Below are 19,569 nucleotides of genomic sequence, written 5' to 3' on the forward strand. Positions count from 1 at the left end.
ACTATTTGGCGCTGGTCAGCCGGATTGGCTTGGCCTTGCTGGTCTTCGGCAAACTGCCGCCTGCGTCGCCGAGCAAACGTTCGAGCTTGTCATGCTCGCTGCCGCTCATCACCGTGTCGTAATCGAGCAGCGCCGTAGCCGCTTTGGCTTCTGGATTGCGCTTCATAAAACGACTGGCCAGGCGCTTGGTCTCGATGGCGGCAAAGTGCGGTTTGAGTACCGGAGAGTCCAACGCCGCCTGGATCGCCGCGATGCCGTCAGTCAGGTGATCACCACCAATGGCCAGCACCAGATGAGCATCCGGGGTGCTGAGCACCTTGTGCGCGGCTTCCGCGTGATTGGCGTCGACGGCAGCGGTGACCATCACACTGGCGCTGTCCGCCAGATGGGCAAGCATGCCGTCGACCTCCCAATGCACCTCGACCTGCACCTGGTGGATGCCCGATACACCGAACAACGCACCTTCGGCGCCGCGCATCAGGGTCATCGACTCTTCGATCTGCTCGCCGGGTTCAAGCACCTTGAACGGCGAGTCTTCGATGCAGTGGATGATGGTACGGAAGGTCCGCACGTTGCCCGATGGGTCGGTCACGCTGCCGCTGACGCTCTCGCTTTTCAGGCTCAGGCTTGCTGGCACCAGCAGCGGTTGATCGCCATGGTTGCGCAGGGTGACGCCGATGCGCACCGGTGCTCCTAACGGCAGTTCGCCGAGCAGCGGAGTGATCTTCAGATCCAGACCCAGCACGTCGGCTTCCAGATCCGTCGGCGAGATGCTCGGGGTAGCGGTGGAGGCACCGCCGAAAGCGACCGAACCTGGACGCACGAAGGGGTCAGGGTAGTGACGCAGCTGCTTGAGGTTATCCGGGTGGAAGGACCACTGGATATTGCTCGGGAACGGCGTGGCAGGCGTACCGGAAGCCGCGATCACATCGCTGGTGCACATAAAGCCGAAGTCCGCCGAGTTGTGGTACAGGCCCATGGCATGTCCCAGCTCATGGACCGCCGTGCGGAAGTAGGGCGCCGCCGCCGTACCAAAGCGCTGACCGCTAACCGTGCCCCAGCCGGCGGAAATGGTCCAGTGCGAGGCAATCCCCACCCCCTCGCGTGGCACGTTGTTGGAGTCGGTGCCGCCGTTGTCGTACATGATTCCGCGAGGCGTGGAGTCGATGTTCTTCACCGCCAGCACGTGATAGCGCCACTCGCTGTCGAGGTTGATCACCGCGCGCCGCGCCAGCATGGCCGCGTGCATTTCCGCATTGGACCAGGAGTTGCCGCTGGGTTCGGCGACATTGGTGTCGCTGAGGTGCACCGTGGTTTGCCAGCCCACCGCGTCCATCAGGCTGGTCCAGGTATGGCCGATGCCGCTGTTGGTGGGCCGCTCGGAACCGTTGACGGTGTCGATCTCCACCGTGCAGCGACGCAGGTAGGTGGATAGCCAGCCCATGGTCAGACGACCGACCACCACATTGGCGGCGTTTTTCACATCGCCCTCGGCATAGTCCGACGGTGACGGAAAGCCCGCTGGCCCGGTCATGCGCACCATCTGCGCAGTCAGCGTGCTTTCCAGCACCCAGCTATTGGGCGCGGTGAAGCGATACAGCTGGAAGCCCAGGCTGAAGCTGTTACCCAGATAGAAATACTCCGGCAAGGTCGTCACTCGCACGTAATAGCGGTAGCGCGAGCGCGGCAGAATCGGGATGCCCGACGCCGGGTTTGGCCCCGCCAGCAGAATGGGCCTTGGCGTCAGGCTGACATTGGGCTTGAGGGTGTTTTGCAGCGGGATGGGCGAGGTGATGGGCAGTGGCAGGAAGATCACCGGGCGCTGATACAGATCGCCACTGGCCGTGCGGCCCTCGCTGTGCGACTCGACCCGTAGTGTGCCGTCATACGATACCAGCCGCGCACCACTGGGCTTGTAGTTGAGCAGCCAGCCCGCAGGCTGCGCAACTGCGGGAAGACAATCTGTCCGGGCTGCAGCTGCAGGTTGGGGTTGATCGCCAGATTGGCGTTATTGATGTTGGCGTTGCTAAGGCCGGGGCCATCTTCTGCGCTGGGCGGAAGCAGGTCGGGCATAGGTGGGATTTTCGAACTTTCAGGCAGATGCGACATTGCTGAACACTCCTATTCAACAAGGGGCGCACCCTGCCCGTAAAACTTCTCACTGCGCGAGCTACTGCACTGCTGTGGCACGTCACCCTTGGATTGATATCCATGTGGTTGAGCTCATGCACACAGCGCGAAGCACATGAGGGAAATCAGTATGGGACGGCGTTTTTCAATCTGAGGTGCCGTCCATCCGGCAAGCTGTGCGGCAAGACGAACGGATGCTGGCGTTTGGCTATGGCGCGTGCCTGTCGGCCGTTTACTTGATCGGCGGATGAACCCGGCTCCTGGCTGTGGTGCGGGCGGCCAGGTTCATCAGTTGCTGGAACTTCGGGCACTCCAGGTGGTTGTCTGCCGGGCAGGACGCCGCATGGCGCAGGCCGTCGCGGATGGCGCTGAGGCGTTTGATGCTGCGGTCCAGCTCGTCGGCCTTGGCTTGCAGTTGCGCGCGGTCAATTGCTGGCTGACTGCCTGCGGCGAGCATGGTGGCAATTTCATCCAGGGAAAACCCTGCTTCACGGCCGAGGGCGATCAGCGCCAGGCGCTGGATCACCGATTCGCTGAACACGCGCTTGAGGCCGTTGCGGCCGATGGAGCGGATCAGGCCTTTCTCTTCGTAATAGCGCAGGGTCGACGCCGGCAAACCGGACCAGCGCGAGACTTTGCCGATATCCATCTCTTTCATCCTTGACCTCAAGTTGGCTTGAACTGGCAGGCTTATGAAAACAGCCTTTCAGACAGAGCAAAAGAGGTGGATATGAACAGTCAATTGATTCTCTACGTGCTGCTGGTGGGCGTGGGCGCAACGCTGCTGATGGATGCCTGGGCGCTGGTGCGGCGGCGCTGGTTCGGCATTGCCTCGCTGGACTACGCCCTGGTCGGCCGCTGGCTGGGGCATATGCGTCATGGCCGTTTCCAGCATGCGGCCATCGGCAAGGCACAACCCGTACGTGGCGAGCGGCTGCTGGGCTGGTGCAGCCATTACCTGATCGGCGTGTCCTTCGTCGGCCTGTTTGTGCTGTTGGTAGGTCCGCAGTGGTTGTGTCGGCCGGCGCTGCTACCGGCGCTGATGCTCGGTGTCATCAGTGTGGCCGCGCCGTTGCTGCTGATGCAGCCGGGGTTCGGCATGGGGTTGGCGGCCTCGCGTATGGCCAATCCCTGGCAGGTCAGGTTGCGTGCGCTGCTCACCCATCTGGTATTCGGTCTGGGTGTGTACCTGGCCGGCTGGCTTGGGGCGCAGCTGTTGGCTTTGCCCCTCTGCCGCTAAGGTCGGCTGCTTAGCCCAGCACCTGCGCCAGATGCTGCTCGTAGCGCAGAATATCGGCCTCGATGGCAGGGCGCTTTATCACGTCGACGCAGAGGAAGGTCGGCAGGGCGCGTATGCCGAGAAACTGATCGGCCTTGTGGAAGGGCAGGTAGGCGGCGTCCATGCCCTTACCTTCAAAGAAATCTGGCGGGTCGTCAAAGGCTTGCTGCATCGCCTACCACATGCTGCGCGATAGGCGCGCCCCGACTGCGCCAGTTCCATGAGCGACGTATGGACTTGATTTCGAGATTCGCGAGATCGAGATGCTTGGCCCGGCGAGTTGAAGGCGCGCGTCTGTATGGTTATTGCCGCGCGTGTCTGTGTCTATGCCACGGCGGTTGCTGGGCAGAGAATGGCCGGACTCCATCGCGCAGGCCACGCCATGCATATCGCCATTCTCACCTTTGACGGTTTCAACGAGCTGGATTCACTGATTGCCCTAGGCATTCTCAACCGCATCAAACAGCCGGGCTGGCGTGTCTCGCTGGCGGCGCCGAGCGAGACGGTGACCTCGATTAACGGCGTGAAGCTGCATTGCCAGGCGCGGCTGGATGAGATCGAGTCATTTGACGCGGTGCTGGTCGGTAGCGGCATCAAGACTCGCGAGATTGCTCAGGACATAGACGTGATGCAGGTGCTGCGGCGACTCGACCCTGCACGCCAGCTGATCGGTGCGCAGTGTTCCGGTACGTTGCTGTTGGCCAAGGCCGGTTTGTTGGCAGGTATTCCGGGTTGTACCGACCTGACTACCAAGCCCTGGGTACAGGAAGCTGGCATTGAGGTGCTGGAACAACCCTTCTTCGCTCGCAACAACCTGGCTACTGCCGGCGGTTGTCTGGCCTCGATCTATCTCGCTGCCTGGACCCTGGCCCGCCTGGTTGGGCGGGAGGCGGTGGCCGAGGCGCTGCATTACGTCGCCCCGGTCGGGGAAAAGGCGGAATACGTCGAGCGGGCGCTCGGTAATATCGACCCCTATCTGCTGGGCAACTGAATCAAGGGTTTGGTGCACCTGCGTTATTCGCTGCGTCGACCTTGCAGCGGCCTGGGCCGCGTTACCTGTGCGGCCCGCCAATCGAGGGCTGAGTCGATCTGGCGAGCCAACGGGTCAACGCCGAGCCCATTCGTTCCCTGTGGCGCTGGCCAGCGCGTTTGCGCAGGGGGCGCTCAAGTGACCGAACCCAAGCGCCGGCCTGGTGATCTATCGTGTTGATTCCGTCAGCAGGGTATTCAAGAGGCAGCGTATGAAAAGAGCATTGGTTGCAGTGGGTTTGTTGTTGTCGTCAGGCATGGCGTTCTGCAGTGAGGGTGCCGCCTGGGGCTATAGCGGTGCCAAGGGGCCGGAGAACTGGGCCAGGCTCAGCCCGGAGTACGGCGCGTGTGCCGGGAGCAATCAGTCACCCATCAACCTGAGCGGGTTTATCGATGCCCGGCTGGAGCCCATCGTCTTTGCCTATAACGCCGGCAGCGCCGAAATTCTCAACAATGGCCACACCGTTCAGGTAAACGCTCGGGCGGGGAGCGCCATCATCGTCGACGGCATCGAGTTCGAACTGAAACAGTTTCACTTTCACGTGCCGAGCGAAAACCTGATCAAGGGGCAATCCTTCCCCATGGAAGGGCACCTGGTACACGCCGACAAGCATGGCAACCTGGCCGTCGTCGCGGTCATGGTGACCGAGGGGCAAGCCAACAAGGCGCTTGCAAACGCCTGGGCGCAGATGCCGCAACAAGGCGAAAAGCGCGACCTGAGTTCGGACATCTCCCCGCTGGAGGTCCTGCCTGAACATCGCGATTACTACCGCTTCAATGGTTCATTGACCACGCCGCCTTGCTCCGAGGGCGTGCGTTGGCTGGTGATGAAGCAGCCGATTTCGGCATCCAAAGCGCAGATCGAGCAGTTCCTGCAGGCGATCCATCACCCCAACAACCGCCCAGTGCAAGCGGTCAATGCCCGCACGGTGCTGGAATAAGCGGAGCAAGTGGCTGCGCGCCTGGCGGGTTGTTGAGCACTGCCCGGCGTTGTCGATGAGGCTAAATGGGGCGCGGTGATCGGTTTGAGTCCACGCCGCCCCTTTGCTGCGGTGGTCTGGTTAAACCCGTCTTGAATTTATTCAACCACTGGCCATAGCCGGGACAGCACATGTTCGCGTAGCAGCGGCGCTAGGTTTGCCGGTGGCACCTCGCCTTGTGCGAGCCAGCGCAGTTCTTCCAACTCGGCGGCGGCGCTGACGCTGTACGGCAGATGGGCCTGAAACACGCTGGCGTCGATCCAGGTGTTCGCCTCGTTGGCTGCTGCCGCGCGGAACTGGCCGAGCGGTTGCAGGGCGCTGGCTGGCAGGCTGAGGTTGAGTTCTTCCTGCAGCTCGCGGGTCAACGCGCTGATGGCGTCCTCACCCGGCTCGGCCTTGCCGCCCGGCAGCATAAAGGCCTGGGTGTCGCGTTTACGTACCAGCAGCAGGCGACCGGCATCGTCGAGTAGGCAGGCGGCGGAAATAGTCAGAATGGTCATCGGCGTTTCACTTGTATGTGGCGCGCTCAGCGCGGTTGCTCTGTGGCGGCTGTCATGCTGGGCTCAATGCACGGTCAGCCGTTCGCGTACCAGCGCCTGCGCTTGCTGGGCCATCTGGTCGAGCAGGCGGTCGCGCTGCTTCTCCGCATCGCTCATGGCCCGCTTGCCGTGCTGCTTGAGCAGGTAAGCGTGAATCTGCCGGACTTCCGTGGACTGGAAAATCGGCGCCAGGTCCTGCACCGCCAGCATGCCGTCGGAGCTGTGGTCACGGGTGCTCATCAGCACCTGCGGCCCGCGCGCGGCCAGTACCTGAAAGCCCATGGCCTCGAAGATGGCGACCTTACCCGCCACGCAGGCCAGTTCGGCGTGAGGGTGGTGGCTGGTCATCTGCTGCAGCATGGCGCGGGCAATCCCGTGGCGGCGCTGGCTGGCCTGCACGGCCATATAGGCCAGGGTGCAAGCCTCGGGAGCATCCTGGGCCGGCAGATACAGGGCAAAGCCCAGCACCTGGGACGGGTCCTGATCACTCAGGGCGAGGATCAGGCGTGCGCTGCTTGGTTGCGTACTGTCCATGGCGCGCAGGTACAGGTGCATTTCATAGCCGATCACGTACTGGTACAGCTGATACAGTGGGTTGCTCGGCGTCAGCGACACCGGGCTGATGTCGCTGAGGTAGTCCACCACCATCTGCAGCACCTGGCTGTTCAGGGATTCGGGTGGTGGGGTGTCCAGGTGTACAAGGGTGAACATCGTCAGTCTGGCTCCGGGGCGTGCGCGATTGGGCTGTCGGCGTGGGCGGCATTGTAACGCCTGTGGGTTTGATCCCGGCCACGAGTCAGTGAGCGGGATCTGACCGAGGGCGACCACGCTTGGGCTATGATGCGTGCCCGCGCAAGCCGCCCGCCCATCATCAGGTCACCATGTCCGTTAATGCTCTCTACACCGACCTGTCTGATTATTACGACCTGATGTGCGCGGATATCGACTACCAGGCGCAAAGCCACTGTATCCACCGGCTGCAGCAGTTGTTCGGCAACGCCGGCAGCCGCCACCTCGATCTGGCCTGTGGCACGGGGCCGCATGTGCGGCATCTTATCGATGCCGGCTATATCAGCAGCGGGCTCGACATTAACCAACCGATGCTGGACAAGGCCGCCGTACGCTGCCCGCGGCGCACTTTGCCTTGCAGGACATGTGCGGTTTCACCGTGAGTGAGCCGCAGGATCTGATCACCTGCTTTCTCTATTCCATTCATTACAGCGGCGGTATCGAGCGGCTGAAAGCCTGTATCGCCAGTGTCCATGCCGCGCTCGCAGTCGATGGGCTGTTCTGCTTCAACGTGGTCGACAAGGGCAAAATCGATAACAGCCTGTTTGCCGCGCATAGCGCCCACTACGCGGACGACCACTTCACCTTCAGCTCCGGCTGGCATTACGCCGGCGAGGGCGAGACGCAGGTGCTGCGGCTGCAGATTGAAAAAACCACGGCCGAGCACACCCTAGTGTGGCACGACGAGCACCCGATGGTGGCGGTGGGCTTTATTGAGCTGCAGGCGCTGTTGCAACCGTACTTTGCGGTGCATGTGTTTGAGCATGACTACCAGAAACTTATCCCGTGGGATGGGCTTTCGGGGAATGCGATTTTTGCCTGCGTAAAGATTTAGCGGGTCGATCCACAGCGCCGGTGGGCAAGCTTTGCGTTGCCCATCCTACAAAGCCGAAGGCTTATATAACGAGGGCTACTCGGCCTGACGGTAGTACGCATCCCATAGTTTGTTACGGAATTTATTGGTTGGGTCTACGCGCTTTTTCAAGGCGAAAAATTCTTTGGCGCGAGGGTAGGCTGCGAGAAATTGTTCGCGGCTGGCGTGGATTTGATAGGGCAGGTAATAGCTGCCTTGATGGGCAATGACCAGGTCGATCAGTTGTCGCGTCCAGTCAGTGACAATGGCGCGTTCACTGGGTGAAACGCCTTGGCGGTAGTAGAGCACCAGGGCGAAAGTGTCGCCGCGCGCCCAGGCCAGTAAGGTGCCAGGGTCGGCTTTGGCATGGCGGATGGAGATGTTGGCGATTTTGACCTTGTGCTGTTTAAGCACATCTTTCATCCCCACTACAAAGCGCTGCAGTTGGGCTTCGGGGACGAAATACTCCTGTAGTACATAGCTGTAGTCGGATCCGGAAATGGGTTGCAGCTCGCGCACATCCAGGCTTGCTTCGTGGTTGCGCCATTGCACCTGGGGGCTGTTGAGCAGCAGCGGGTCGACCAGGTTTTCACGCATTTTCGCGCCGCCCTTGCTGCTGGCCACTGCCAGCGCGGCACGCTTTGCTTTGTAGTCGCGGTCGTTCGGCACCAGGCGTTCTGCGACTGTCAGCGGTGCATCCGTACGAAGGTAGGACACCGCACGGACACTGTCGTAATCGTCGGTATAAAGGATGCCGTTATGCATCACCATATCCGGGTTGCCGCGTACCTGAGTGGCGAAGAACTGCGCATATTCGCTCAATGGCATCAGTTGCGTTTGGCGTACCAACTTGCTGTTCTCCACCAGCGGCAGTGTGGCTTCAACGATAACGCCGAGCCCGCCATAGCCGCCGATAGCGCCATAGAACAGTTCGCTGTTGTGCGTCGGGCTGGCTTCCACGACTTGGCCGTCGGCCAGCACCAGGCGCAATGAGCGCACCCCGAGTACTAGCGGACCCTGGCCGACATAGCGGCCATGGGCGTTGACGCTGAGGGCGCCGCCAACGGTGAAATTGGCGTAGGACTGCATGATCTGTGGTGAAAGGCCGTGGGGGTCGATGTAGTCGAGCACTTCGCGCCAGGTGATACCGGTCTGCACACGAATTTCCCGGCGCTCTGCGGAAAATTCCACCACTCGATTGAAGCGCCGCATGTCGACTTGTAGTGCGTGTTCGGTGGCGGTCTGCCCACCCATGCTGAAGCGCCCGCCGCCAATGGCAATGGGACCAGGATGCCCGCGCACGGCATCGACGACTTGCTCCAACTCAGTTGGCGCCAGTACCTGCGCCACCTCGATGGGATTCATGCCGCTGATGTCGTTGACGGTTTGGGCGGCGTGTGCGGACTGGCAGAGGAGCAAGATAAGGATGGGGACTATGCGCATGGAGCTTCCTTGTTCGCGGTAGATAAACGAATAATCTGAGCAGCTTAGAGTTTCGCTTAGGTGCTCAAATAGACGTTATCAAGGGTGGGTTGTCCTCTATTGTTCCTTAGCCAATCCTGCGAGTGCTAATTGAATATGTAGGAAAGCTTGACCACGGTGCTCTTGTTTAGCCTTGCGTACATACACTGTTTCGGTTTTGTTCTCTGGTAATGCTTGGATCGCTGCGCTTCGGCCCCCTGATGGCGAGTTTTGTGTCGTCTGTGTGCTTGCGGGTTGAAAAGCAAAAGCGTTGTCAGTGGTGGTCATCAAGGTGGACAAGCTTCGCGTTGTCCACCCTACGGATGCCGCGCGTAGGGTGGATGACGCTTTATCCATCCACCATTGCGGGGTTGTCCGGGCTACTTGCTCGAAATAAATTTTGGCGGGGAAAATTCTTGTTGCTGGGCGCGCGTTTAGCGCGGCGTGATTCTAAGTCAGTAGCTGTGCTTTACGTGTGAGCGGGTTCTTGTAATTGATTTTTTGACTTTTGACTTTCGCTCTGTTTTCCACAAATCGTCCAAACAACGCGGTCCCCGAACCCCGTCAGGAGGCCGAAACGTAGCGAAGCGGAGTACTCGCTATTGCGGCTCGACCAGATAGGGGGCAACGCTACCGAAGGGGTAGCTGCCCATTCCGACTTGGATTCGTGGCGCGTTGGCCGGTACGCTGGTACCAACCACCATGACGTTATCGATCACCACCAACTCTCCTGGGTTGCGGTTATCTGCCGCGACGATTAGGTAGTAGGTGCCGTCGCGATCGACCTGGCCAGCTAGATCCTGATCGATAACGCCTACTATGCCTCGCATCTGGCCGAAGCCTTGGCCAACAACCTTTGACTCGTCGTCAAGCATGATCAGATAGGGAGCCAGTACGTACTTGCTGAAACCGAGGCGGCTGTTTACGCACCAGGAGTTCACCTTAATTAGAAAGGGTTTACCGGCTTTTAGATCAACCGAAAATACCCTGTAGTTCGACGGAACGCCGTCTAGCAGCATTCGGGGTTCCTGTGCGGTGATTTGCCACTGTTTCGGGCGCCAACCAGGCGCGATCTGCATGGGCTCAGCGGAGGCATTGCGAAGGGCCTCGGCAGGTGATTTAGCCAGCGGCGTGGTGGCGTTGATGACTTGTTCCTGTATAGCCGCTGCGGGTTGGTGCTACAGGCTACAAGGCCCAGGCATAAGCTCAACAAAATGATTACGCGCATAGTTATTTCCTTTAATGAATTTAAAGTTCACCGCAGAGCCGGTTATATGACTATATACACGAATAAATAATTCGAAATGAGGGGTAAATATGTACTTTTTTCGCATTTCCCTGCTGCTAGGGATATACCTGCAGCCCGCTGTCACGGTCGAGTACAAAGGATGAGACCTTGATTTCCATCTGTTCCCTCTGAGGTGGCCCCTTGATGCTGGTAGCCGCAGACCATGTGGCGAGATAGCGCTTACCTGCCTCAAGTTCAATGCCGGTAGCGCCGAAGCCACACACGCCGCCACCGGTACCCAGCTTATTCATGGATATCCAGCACCATTCAATCGTGTGCTTACCAGGCGCTAGGCGAACGGCCTGATAGCCTGAAAAATTCAGTAAAGAGTGTCGACCGGCATGGGGTAAACGTTTGCCGTCAACTTGAACTGCCAGCAGCAAGCGGTGAAAGGGAATCCCTAAATCGCGGTATTGCATGGTGTCAAAATGGATCACTGGCGCATCGGCGCTACCGCCGGACAAATCGAGGATTTTGATCGCCGGATCATCGACGTTACCCATATATGTTTTGTACTGATAGTTAGAGCAGCCTGAGGAGAAAGTAAGCAGCACTGCAATGGCTAGCCAGCGAAGGTTCATCATCAAAATTCCCTCTAATCAATCCATTTAGTTAATTTTCAAGGGTTGCGTTTGACGCGAAAAATAAATCTGTCCCCTTTTTCGTATTTTCGCCCGCGGCCCCCGGTACACGGGCGCGGCGGTAGTTGGGCATGGTGGCTCATCCGTGAGCGGTTGGGTCGTTGAACCATGGTGGACAAGCTTCGCGTTGTCCACCCTACGCCGGGCATGGCGTAGGGTGGATGGCGCTCTATCCATCCACCGTTGTGGTGGTTGTCCGGGCTACTCGCTGAAGGGCGAGCGCAGCGAGTAAAGAGAAAGTGACTCGGCGTAAAGCCGAAACCAGTAGAAGAGGGGGACATATAAAATAAATCTGTCCCTTTATCAGGGGCGTGGGGATATTTAGAAATTTGTGCATAAAAAGCCCCCATAAGTTTCCCTATGGGGGCTTCATGCCCGCGTTAAGCGGTTTTCCGGGCCTTGTAAGCATCCCAGAACACAGAGCCTCCAAAGCAGATCACCGCTAGAGGCATGCCCCAGCGAACCTCAGCTCCAACAAGTCCTGATGCTTCGGCAAGACCAAGCACACCAGCGAGTACAAGGAAAATCCCAAAGAACATAGTGCTTCTCCTATCTCATCATTTTCGAGAACTATCGGGAGTGGTGTGGACAGGCGTCCAAACGTTTCCCGGGCGGGTGGTTGGTGGGAGCGGCTTGTTATCAGCTACTGTCGCGAAATTATCTTTCGCTCCACCACGGGGACCGTGCTCCTGAAAAATACCGCCACTTTTTCCGGTGTTTTGACCGGGCTTCATACCGTTTGCCATGGGATTTTCTCCATACAGGCTGTTTTAGAACGGTAGAAAAGAGACGGAGATGAGGTGACAAACGTCGGAAAAGCCAAACGGTTGTACATCTCTTGCGGAAATCTCGATAGAATTCGCGCCGTCCCTCGTTCTACCGAGGGGTTCGCTGGCTGGGGGGCTAGCGTCGAAACTTATCCCCCAGTCAGCGGCTTTCTTCTTACTTCCTCGCTCAATCCCAGCTCAACGCCCCACCAGTCTGATACTCAATAACCCGCGTCTCGAAGAAGTTCTTCTCCTTCTTCAGGTCCATGATTTCCGACATCCATGGGAACGGGTTAGTGGTACCTGGGTACTCTTCCTTCAAACCGATCTGAGTCAAACGACGGTTGGCGATAAATTTGAGGTAGTCCTCCATCATCGCCGCGTTCATGCCCAGTACGCCGCGCGGCATGGTGTCGCGTGCGTATTCGATTTCCAGCTGGGTGCCCTGGAGAATCATCTGGGTGGCTTCGTCTTTGAGCTGGGCATCCCACAGGTGCGGGTTTTCGATCTTGATCTGGTTGATCACGTCGATGCCGAAGTTCAAGTGCATGGACTCGTCACGCAGGATGTACTGGAACTGCTCGGCCACGCCGGTCATCTTGTTGCGGCGACCCATGGAGAGGATCTGGGTGAAGCCGCAATAGAAGAAGATGCCTTCCAGTACGCAGTAGTAGGCGATCAGGTTGCGCAGCAGTTCTTTGTCGGTCTCGACGGTGCCGGTGTTGAAGGTCGGGTCGGAGATCGAGCGGGTGTACTTGAGGCCCCAGCTGGCTTTCTTCGCGACTGATGGAATCTCGTGGTACATGTTGAAGATCGCGCCTTCATCCATGCCCAGCGATTCGATGCAGTACTGGTAGGCGTGGGTGTGGATTGCCTCTTCGAAGGTCTGGCGCAGGATGTACTGGCGGCACTCCGGGTTGGTGATCAGGCGGTACACGGCCAGGGCGAGGTTGTTGGCAACCAGGCTGTCGGCGGTGGAGAAGAAGCCGAGGTTGCGCATAACAATGCGGCGCTCGTCGTCGGTCAGGCCGTCCGGGGTTTTCCACAACGCGATGTCCGCGTTCATGTTCACTTCCTGCGGCATCCAGTGGTTGGCGCAACCATCCAGATATTTCTGCCAGGCCCAGTCGTACTTGAAGGGTACGAGCTGGTTGAGGTCGGCGCGGCAGTTGATCATGCGTTTTTCGTCGACGGCTACGCGTGCGGCTGTGCCTTCCAGCTCGGCCAGGCCTTCGGCGATGTCGAGTTGGTCGAGCGAGGCTTTGGCGCGGGCTACGGCGTCGCTGTCATCTGCGGCTACGGCGCGGGCTTCAACGGCGGCGGCACCACCCACCTGGTCGAGTTTGTCGATGCTCATGTCTGCCAGTTGGGCAGAGGCTTTGTTGGCTACAACGGCGTCGGCGCCGTCTTCCTTGTCAAATTCATCCCAGCTCAGCATGGCTTGGCTCCTGCTTGCGGGCCGGTGAAATAACCGACCTGTGTGGATATACAGTCTTTATTGTGTTCCGTTGCGTACAGCGCGCAAGGGCAAAACGGGTACCGCTGGTCGGGGTGGCTCTAGTGATTGGCCGTTACCCCGGAGCCCACGCCGGGTAGGGCGGGGGTTGGTAATAAGTGGGAGAGCTTTTGCCCTCTCCCTAACCCTCTCCCGCAAGCGGGAGAGGGGACTGACCGTGTTGCTTCTGCTTTTTGCCCGACGTTCGAGCGTGAAGCTGAGCGAGTAGTCGCTAGGCACCTGCTGGAGTGGAGCCCCTGAGCGTACGCATGTACGTGATGGGGGCCGCTCCGGCAGGTAACGCCGCGAATGCCGCTCAGATCCGCGCGCTGCCGAACACCTTACTGGCAGGCTTCGCAGTCTGGTTCATCAATGGCACAGGCCTTTGGTACTGGAGCTGGGCCTGCGCTCATTTCCACTTCCGGGGCCTTGGCCGGTGCTGCGCTCAGGCCATCGTTGCCACCACTGGACACGGCGTTGAGCTTGCCGGTGTTGATGGTGGATTTCTCGGTGCTGGTGGCGGCCAGGGCACGGAGGTAGTAGGTGGTTTTCAGGCCACGGTACCAGGCCATGCGGTAGGTCACGTCGAGCTTCTTGCCCGAGGCGCCGGCGATGTACAGGTTCAGCGACTGAGCCTGGTCGATCCACTTCTGGCGGCGGCTGGCGGCGTCGACGATCCACTTGGTGTCCACTTCGAACGCGGTGGCGTAGAGGTCTTTCAACTCCTGCGGGATGCGCTCGATCTGCTGCACGGAACCGTCGTAGTACTTGAGGTCGTTGATCATCACCGAGTCCCACAGGCCGCGGGCTTTGAGGTCGCGCACCAGGTACGGGTTGATCACGGTGAATTCGCCCGAGAGGTTCGATTTCACATAGAGGTTCTGATAGGTCGGTTCGATCGACTGCGACACGCCGGTGATGTTGGCGATGGTCGCGGTCGGGGCGATGGCCATGATGTTCGAGTTGCGGATGCCTTTCTGTACACGGGCACGTACTGGCGCCCAGTCCAGGGTTTCGTTCAGGTCAACGTCGATGTACTTCTGGCCGCGCTGCTCGATCAGGATCTGCTGCGAGTCGAGCGGCAGGATGCCCTTGCTCCACAGCGAACCGTCAAAGGTGGAGTAGCTGCCGCGTTCGTCGGCCAGGTCACAGGAGGCCTGGATGGCGTAGTAGCTGACCGCTTCCATCGACTTGTCGGCAAATTCCACGGCGGCGTCGGAGCCGTACGGGATGTGTTGCAGGTACAGGGCGTCCTGGAAGCCCATGATGCCGAGGCCCACTGGGCGGTGCTTGAAGTTGGAGTTCTTCGCCTGCGGCACGCTGTAGTAGTTGATGTCGATAACGTTATCGAGCATGCGCACAGCGACCTTGATGGTCTTTTCCAGCTTGGCGGTGTCCAGCTTGCCGTCGACGATGTGGTTCGGCAGGTTGACGGAACCCAGGTTGCACACGGCGATTTCGTCGGCGTTGGTGTTCAGAGTGATCTCGGTGCACAGGTTCGAGCTGTGTACCACGCCCACGTGCTGCTGCGGGCTGCGCAGGTTGCATGGGTCCTTGAAGGTCAGCCATGGGTGGCCGGTTTCGAACAGCATGCTGAGCATCTTGCGCCACAGGTCTTTGGCCTGGATGGTCTTGAACAGCTTGATCTTGCCGCCGTACTGGGTCAGGGCTTCGTAGTACTCGTAGCGCTCTTCGAAGGCTTTACCGGTCAGGTCGTGCAGGTCTGGCACTTCGGACGGGCTGAACAGGGTCCACTGGCCATCGTCGAACACGCGCTTCATGAACAGGTCCGGGATCCAGTTTGCGGTGTTCATGTCGTGGGTGCGGCGACGGTCGTCACCGGTGTTCTTGCGCAGCTCGATGAACTCTTCGATGTCCATGTGCCAGGTTTCCAGGTAGGCGCAGACCGCGCCCTTGCGCTTGCCGCCCTGGTTAACTGCTACTGCGGTGTCGTTGACCACTTTGAGGAACGGTACAACGCCTTGCGACTTGCCGTTGGTGCCTTTGATGTAGGCGCCCAGGGCACGTACTGGGGTCCAGTCGTTGCCCAGACCGCCGGCAAACTTGGACAGCATGGCGTTGTCGTGGATGGCGTTGTAGATGCCCGACAGATCATCCGGCACGGTGGTCAGGTAGCACGACGACAGCTGTGGACGCAGGGTGCCGGCGTTGAACAGGGTCGGCGTCGAGGCCATGTAGTCGAAGCTTGAGAGCAGGTTGTAGAACTCGATGGCGCGGTCTTCTTTCTGCTTCTCTTCAATCGCCAGGCCCATGGCCACGCGCATGAAGAATACTTGCGGCAGTTCGAAGCGGGTGCCGTCCTTGTGGATGAAGTAGCGGTCGTAGAGGGTCTGCAGGCCCAGGTAGGTGAACTGCTGATCGCGCTCGTGGTTGATCGCCTTGCCGAGTTTTTCCAGGTCGAAGCTGGCCAGCACCGGGTTCAGCAGTTCGAACTCGATACCTTTGGCGATGTAGGCCGGCAGCGCCTTGGCGTACAGCTCGCTCATTTCGTGGTGGGTGGCGCTGGTGGCCACGCCGAGGAAGCCCAGGCCTTCGGCGCGGATGTTGTCCATCAGCAGGCGGGCGGTGACGTAGCTGTAGTTCGGCTCACGCTCGACCAGGGTGCGCGCGGTCATCACCAGAGCGGTGCTGACGTCGCTCTGCGCTACGCCGTCGTAGAGGTTTTTCAGGGTTTCTTTTTCGATCAGCGCACCATCGACTTCGGCCAGGCCTTCGCAGGCTTCGGTGACTATGGTGTTGAGGCGGCCCATGTCCAGCGGCGCAACGCTGCCGTCGGTGTGGGTGACACGAATGCTTGGGTGTGGCTGGGCAACTTCACCAGCGCTAGCGTTCTTGCGCTTATTGGCCTGGGCTTCGCGGTAGATCACGTAGTCGCGGGCGACTTTCTGCTCGCCGGCGCGCATCAGGGCCAGTTCGACCTGGTCCTGGATTTCTTCGATATGGATGGTGCCGCCGGACGGCATGCGGCGCTTGAAGGTGGCGGTGACCTGCTCGGTCAGGCGCTCGACAGTTTCATGGATACGCGACGAAGCGGCTGCAGTGCCGCCTTCAACTGCGAGAAAGGCCTTGGTGATGGCAACGGTGATCTTGTCATCGGTGTAGGGCACCACGGTGCCGTTACGCTTGATCACACGCAGTTGACCCGGCGCGGTGGCGTTCAGGCTCTGGTTGTCATCGGTGGCCTGCGGCGCATTGGCCTGCGGGTTCTCGCGGGAGGTGTCGGTGTGCATGAAGATCTCCATGTTCTGTATTTGTTAGATGGACGCTTTAACTGTCGATCCCTGCAAAGAACGCTTGTTCATTCCATTTCATCAATGCCATGTGCCCAGCCTGAGGCTGGGCACATGGGGACTTGCAAATTGGGCAGGGAAGGTACGACTAAAGCGCCCTCCTGGCTCAAAAGTCACACGTCAAGGCGTTTTTGCGCCTCAACTACTACATCTAGTGGTGCAACCGCGTGTGCGGTTGGCGCTTTATTCTTTTTCAGGCGCGCCGAGCGCTGCGCTGAAGTGCGGCCTGCTGCGGTAGAGCAGGCGTATAGCAAAGGTCTTTCAGGCGACCGGTGACGGGCTGGGATCAGGCCGTGTGCGAGTCATTCTTCTTGTGTCCGGTTGCCAGGCTAAACCCAGCATGTGGTGGGTGTCGCGCGATTGGCATACAAGATAATGCGCTATCTGGGGTATTGCAAGGCGATAGCGCAAGAACAACCTGTGGATAACTTGTGGGTGAATTGTGGGTTAAACCGCGCGATTGGCGGCAAGCCCGCATGCTTGCTGGGGTGTACCGTTCGTCGGTGTTGATCAGGCTTTTTCCACGGTTTACCCAGACGTGGCCTATCTCTCAGGTCGATACTACATCTAGTGTTTTTACAGAAATATGGCATGCGCTATGCAGTGCCCGGGGCATTGATACAATGCCGGCCGTTTTCATGTTGTCAGGAGTCCGTTGTGGAGCAGCAGTCGTGGCACATCCTTATTGTCGAAGACGACCAGCGCTTGGCCGAGTTGACCCGTGAGTACCTGCAGGGCAACGGCCTCAACGTGTCAATCGAGATGGATGGCGCGCAGGCCGCCGCGCGGATTCTGCAGGAGCAGCCTGATCTGGTGATTCTCGACCTGATGCTGCCCGGCGAAGACGGCCTGTCGATCTGCCGCAAGGTGCGCGGGCAATACGAGGGGCCGATCCTGATGCTCACTGCGCGTACCGACGATATGGACCAGGTGCTGGGCCTGGAAATGGGCGCGGACGATTATGTCTGCAAGCCGGTGCGCCCGCGTGTGTTGCTGGCGCGCATCCGTGCGCTGCTGCGGCGCCATGAAGGCAGTGAGGCCCAGGCTCCTGGCGAGCGCCGGCGTCTGCAGTTCGGCCCGTTGGTGATCGACAGCGCCATGCGTGAGGCCTGGCTGGGTGAGCAGGGTATCGAGTTGACCAGTGCCGAATTCGACCTGCTGTGGCTGCTGACTTCCAATGCCGGGCGAATTCTCGCGCGCGAGGAAATCTTCAACGCATTGCGCGGCATCGAATACGACGGCCAGGACCGTTCCATCGACGTGCGCATTTCACGCATCCGCCCGAAAATCGGTGACGACCCGATGCATCCGCGGCTGATCAAGACCGTGCGCAGCAAGGGCTATCTGTTTGTTGCCGAAGCGGCTGAAGCGCTGACATGAATTCACTGCGATGAACTCGATCTTCCTGCGCATCTACGGCGGCATGCTCGCCGTGCTGGTGCTCGTTGCGCTGCTCGGTGTCGGCGCGCTGCAGCTGCTCAACGAAGTGCGGGTCGATCAATACCGTGAGCGCCTGGCTCAGGGTACCTTCCGCCTGATGGCCGATAACCTCTCACCCATGGTGGATATCGAGCGGCGCCGCGCGGTTACGGTGTGGGGGCGCTTGCTCGGTATTCCGCTGCGCGTCGAGACGCTGGAAAGTGCTGGGTTGGACAGCGGCGCGCGCAATAGCCTGCGCCGCGGCCAGGTGCTGGTGCAGCAGACCGGTCCGCACGAGGCGCGCATCTTTAGCCAGTTGGACGGGAAGCCGTTGCTGCTGATCGCCGATGTGCAGCAGGTCAGCGAACAGCTGGCCCGCGCTACCAGTTTCCTGCTGATCGACGAACTGGTGCGTTATCCCTGGGATGGACAACCGCGCCGGCTGGCCGCTTTGAAAAAGGACAAACAGTTCGGTTTCGACTTGCGCCTGGTGCGCCTCGATCAGGCCGACCTCGACCCTGATCAGCGCCGCCGCGTGGACGAGGGCGATACGGTGATGGCCCTGGGGCGGGGCGGCGACAGCATTCATGTGTTCTCCGGCATCGTCGACACGCCCTGGGTGCTGGAAATCGGCCCGCTGTACCAGATGAACCCGTACCCCGCGCAGTGGCTGGTGTTGATCGGCGCGCTGGGCCTGAGTCTGATCGGTTTGATGGTCTATCTGCTGGTGCGGCCGTTGGAGCAGCGCCTGAGCGACCTGGAAGGCGCCGCCACGCGCATCGCCAGCGGTCGGCTGGATGCTCGTGTGCCAACCCGCGGCAGTGATTCGGTGGGGCGTTTGGCGGCTGCCTTCAACGCCATGGCCGAGCACCTGCAGCGCTCCTTGAGTATTCAGCGTGAGATGGTCCGTGCGGTGTCCCATGAGCTGCGCACGCCGGTGGCACGCTTGCGCTTCGGCCTGGAAATGATTGGCGACGCGGAAACCGATGCGGCGCGGCGCAAATATATGGAGGGCATGGACAGCGATATCCAGGACCTCGACAAGCTGGTCGACGAGATGCTCACTTACGCGCGCCTGGAGCAGGGCTCGCCGGCGCTGAACTTCCAGCAGGTCGACCTGGGCGAGCTGATCGATCAGGTGATCACCGAGCTGGCGCCGCTGCGCGCCAGTGTGCGGGTCGAGCACGGCCCTTCACGCGATGCCCTGGATGGCGGCGGCGCCGGTGTTGAAGCCGAGCTGCGCTACCTGCATCGCGCTCTGCAGAATCTGGTAAGCAACGCCATGCGCCATGCCGAATCACGGGTGCGGGTGAGTTATCAGGTGGGCCAGCAGCGTTGCCGCCTGGATGTCGAAGACGATGGCCCCGGCGTGCCGGAAGAGGCCTGGGAGCGCATCTTTACGCCGTTCCTGCGCCTGGACGACAGTCGCACGCGCGCCTCGGGCGGGCATGGCCTGGGCCTCTCCATCGTGCGGCGGATTACCTACTGGCACGGCGGCCGCGCGCAGATCAGTCGCAGCGAAGCGCTGGGCGGCGCCTGTTTTAGTCTGATCTGGCCGCGTAAGCAGGGCTAGCCACCAGCGCGAGGC

Annotated in this window: 15 protein-coding genes and 2 pseudogenes; 6 read left to right on the forward strand and 11 right to left on the reverse strand. The window is 60.0% G+C overall.

The window, feature by feature from the left end:
- Nucleotide 1 precedes the first annotated feature (1 nt).
- The 3 genes from BLW24_RS14560 to BLW24_RS14570 form a co-directional block, all read right to left on the reverse strand.
- On the reverse strand, nucleotides 2-1,816 hold the full coding sequence (locus BLW24_RS14560) for a zinc metalloprotease (RefSeq protein ID WP_090382798.1): 1,815 nt from the start codon (nucleotides 1,814-1,816) through the stop codon (nucleotides 2-4).
- A complete protein-coding gene (locus BLW24_RS25985; RefSeq protein ID WP_167360378.1) occupies nucleotides 1,813-2,073 on the reverse strand; it encodes a hypothetical protein in 261 nt (86 codons plus the stop codon). Before BLW24_RS25985 ends, BLW24_RS14560 begins: the two co-directional genes overlap by 4 nt.
- Nucleotides 2,074-2,362: 289 nt before the next feature.
- Nucleotides 2,363-2,788 carry a helix-turn-helix domain-containing protein gene (locus tag BLW24_RS14570; RefSeq protein WP_090382808.1) on the reverse strand — a complete coding sequence of 142 codons (426 nt, stop codon included), beginning with the start codon at nucleotides 2,786-2,788 and terminating at the stop codon, nucleotides 2,363-2,365.
- A 72-nt stretch (nucleotides 2,789-2,860) separates the two neighbouring features.
- Between BLW24_RS14570 and BLW24_RS14575 the strand changes: the two genes are divergently transcribed.
- A complete protein-coding gene (locus BLW24_RS14575) occupies nucleotides 2,861-3,370 on the forward strand; it encodes a DUF2938 domain-containing protein (RefSeq protein WP_090382814.1) in 510 nt (169 codons plus the stop codon).
- Nucleotides 3,371-3,380: 10 nt separating this feature from the next.
- On the opposite strand, the pseudogene BLW24_RS14580 reads toward BLW24_RS14575, so the two are convergent.
- Nucleotides 3,381-3,584: pseudogene (locus tag BLW24_RS14580) on the reverse strand (NADPH quinone reductase MdaB); the annotation flags it as partial.
- Nucleotides 3,585-3,791: 207 nt separating this feature from the next.
- Between BLW24_RS14580 and BLW24_RS14585 the strand changes: the two are divergent.
- Nucleotides 3,792-4,400 carry a DJ-1/PfpI family protein gene (locus BLW24_RS14585; RefSeq protein ID WP_090382821.1) on the forward strand — a complete coding sequence of 203 codons (609 nt, stop codon included), beginning with the start codon at nucleotides 3,792-3,794 and terminating at the stop codon, nucleotides 4,398-4,400.
- Between the two features lie 271 nt (nucleotides 4,401-4,671).
- Nucleotides 4,672-5,379: a carbonic anhydrase gene (locus tag BLW24_RS14590; RefSeq protein ID WP_244161166.1), complete on the forward strand. Its 708-nt coding sequence runs from the start codon at nucleotides 4,672-4,674 to the stop codon at nucleotides 5,377-5,379.
- 137 nt (nucleotides 5,380-5,516) lie between these two features.
- Here the strand turns inward: BLW24_RS14590 and BLW24_RS14595 are convergent, their stop codons facing one another.
- Nucleotides 5,517-5,918 carry an NUDIX hydrolase gene (locus BLW24_RS14595; RefSeq protein WP_090382831.1) on the reverse strand — a complete coding sequence of 134 codons (402 nt, stop codon included), beginning with the start codon at nucleotides 5,916-5,918 and terminating at the stop codon, nucleotides 5,517-5,519.
- A gap of 63 nt (nucleotides 5,919-5,981) precedes the next feature.
- On the reverse strand, nucleotides 5,982-6,668 hold the full coding sequence (locus BLW24_RS14600; RefSeq protein ID WP_090382836.1) for a GNAT family N-acetyltransferase: 687 nt from the start codon (nucleotides 6,666-6,668) through the stop codon (nucleotides 5,982-5,984).
- 170 nt (nucleotides 6,669-6,838) lie between these two features.
- Here BLW24_RS14600 and BLW24_RS14605 point away from each other — a divergent pair.
- A pseudogene (locus BLW24_RS14605) lies at nucleotides 6,839-7,581 on the forward strand (class I SAM-dependent DNA methyltransferase).
- 75 nt (nucleotides 7,582-7,656) lie between these two features.
- Here BLW24_RS14605 and BLW24_RS14610 read toward each other — a convergent pair.
- The 5 genes from BLW24_RS14610 to BLW24_RS14635 all read right to left on the reverse strand — a co-directional run bounded on the left by BLW24_RS14610 (nucleotide 7,657) and on the right by BLW24_RS14635 (nucleotide 16,502).
- The gene (locus BLW24_RS14610) at nucleotides 7,657-9,042 is read right to left on the reverse strand and encodes an FAD-binding oxidoreductase (RefSeq protein ID WP_090382841.1); all 1,386 of its coding nucleotides are present in this window, start codon (nucleotides 9,040-9,042) and stop codon (nucleotides 7,657-7,659) included.
- Between the two features lie 617 nt (nucleotides 9,043-9,659).
- On the reverse strand, nucleotides 9,660-10,079 hold the full coding sequence (locus BLW24_RS14615; protein ID WP_244161167.1) for a hypothetical protein: 420 nt from the start codon (nucleotides 10,077-10,079) through the stop codon (nucleotides 9,660-9,662).
- Nucleotides 10,080-10,404: 325 nt separating this feature from the next.
- Complete coding sequence (locus tag BLW24_RS14620; RefSeq protein WP_090382845.1) at nucleotides 10,405-10,932, reverse strand: hypothetical protein; 528 nt, start codon at nucleotides 10,930-10,932, stop codon at nucleotides 10,405-10,407.
- A gap of 1,011 nt (nucleotides 10,933-11,943) precedes the next feature.
- Nucleotides 11,944-13,194, reverse strand: a complete 1,251-nt coding sequence (locus BLW24_RS14630) for a ribonucleotide-diphosphate reductase subunit beta (RefSeq protein WP_090382856.1) — start codon at nucleotides 13,192-13,194, stop codon at nucleotides 11,944-11,946.
- A gap of 398 nt (nucleotides 13,195-13,592) precedes the next feature.
- Nucleotides 13,593-16,502 carry a ribonucleoside-diphosphate reductase subunit alpha gene (locus BLW24_RS14635; protein ID WP_090382862.1) on the reverse strand — a complete coding sequence of 970 codons (2,910 nt, stop codon included), beginning with the start codon at nucleotides 16,500-16,502 and terminating at the stop codon, nucleotides 13,593-13,595.
- Between the two features lie 717 nt (nucleotides 16,503-17,219).
- On the opposite strand from BLW24_RS14635, the gene BLW24_RS14640 reads away from it, so the two are divergent.
- Nucleotides 17,220-17,942 (forward strand): response regulator, encoded by a 723-nt coding sequence (locus tag BLW24_RS14640; RefSeq protein WP_090382867.1) that lies wholly within the window; start codon nucleotides 17,220-17,222, stop codon nucleotides 17,940-17,942.
- A 10-nt stretch (nucleotides 17,943-17,952) separates the two neighbouring features.
- Nucleotides 17,953-19,554 (forward strand): ATP-binding protein, encoded by a 1,602-nt coding sequence (locus tag BLW24_RS14645; protein ID WP_090382871.1) that lies wholly within the window; start codon nucleotides 17,953-17,955, stop codon nucleotides 19,552-19,554.
- Nucleotides 19,555-19,569 lie beyond the last annotated feature (15 nt).

It is taken from the genome of Pseudomonas anguilliseptica, assembly GCF_900105355.1.
In the GTDB taxonomy this organism is placed as follows: Bacteria; Pseudomonadota; Gammaproteobacteria; order Pseudomonadales; family Pseudomonadaceae; genus Aquipseudomonas; species Aquipseudomonas anguilliseptica.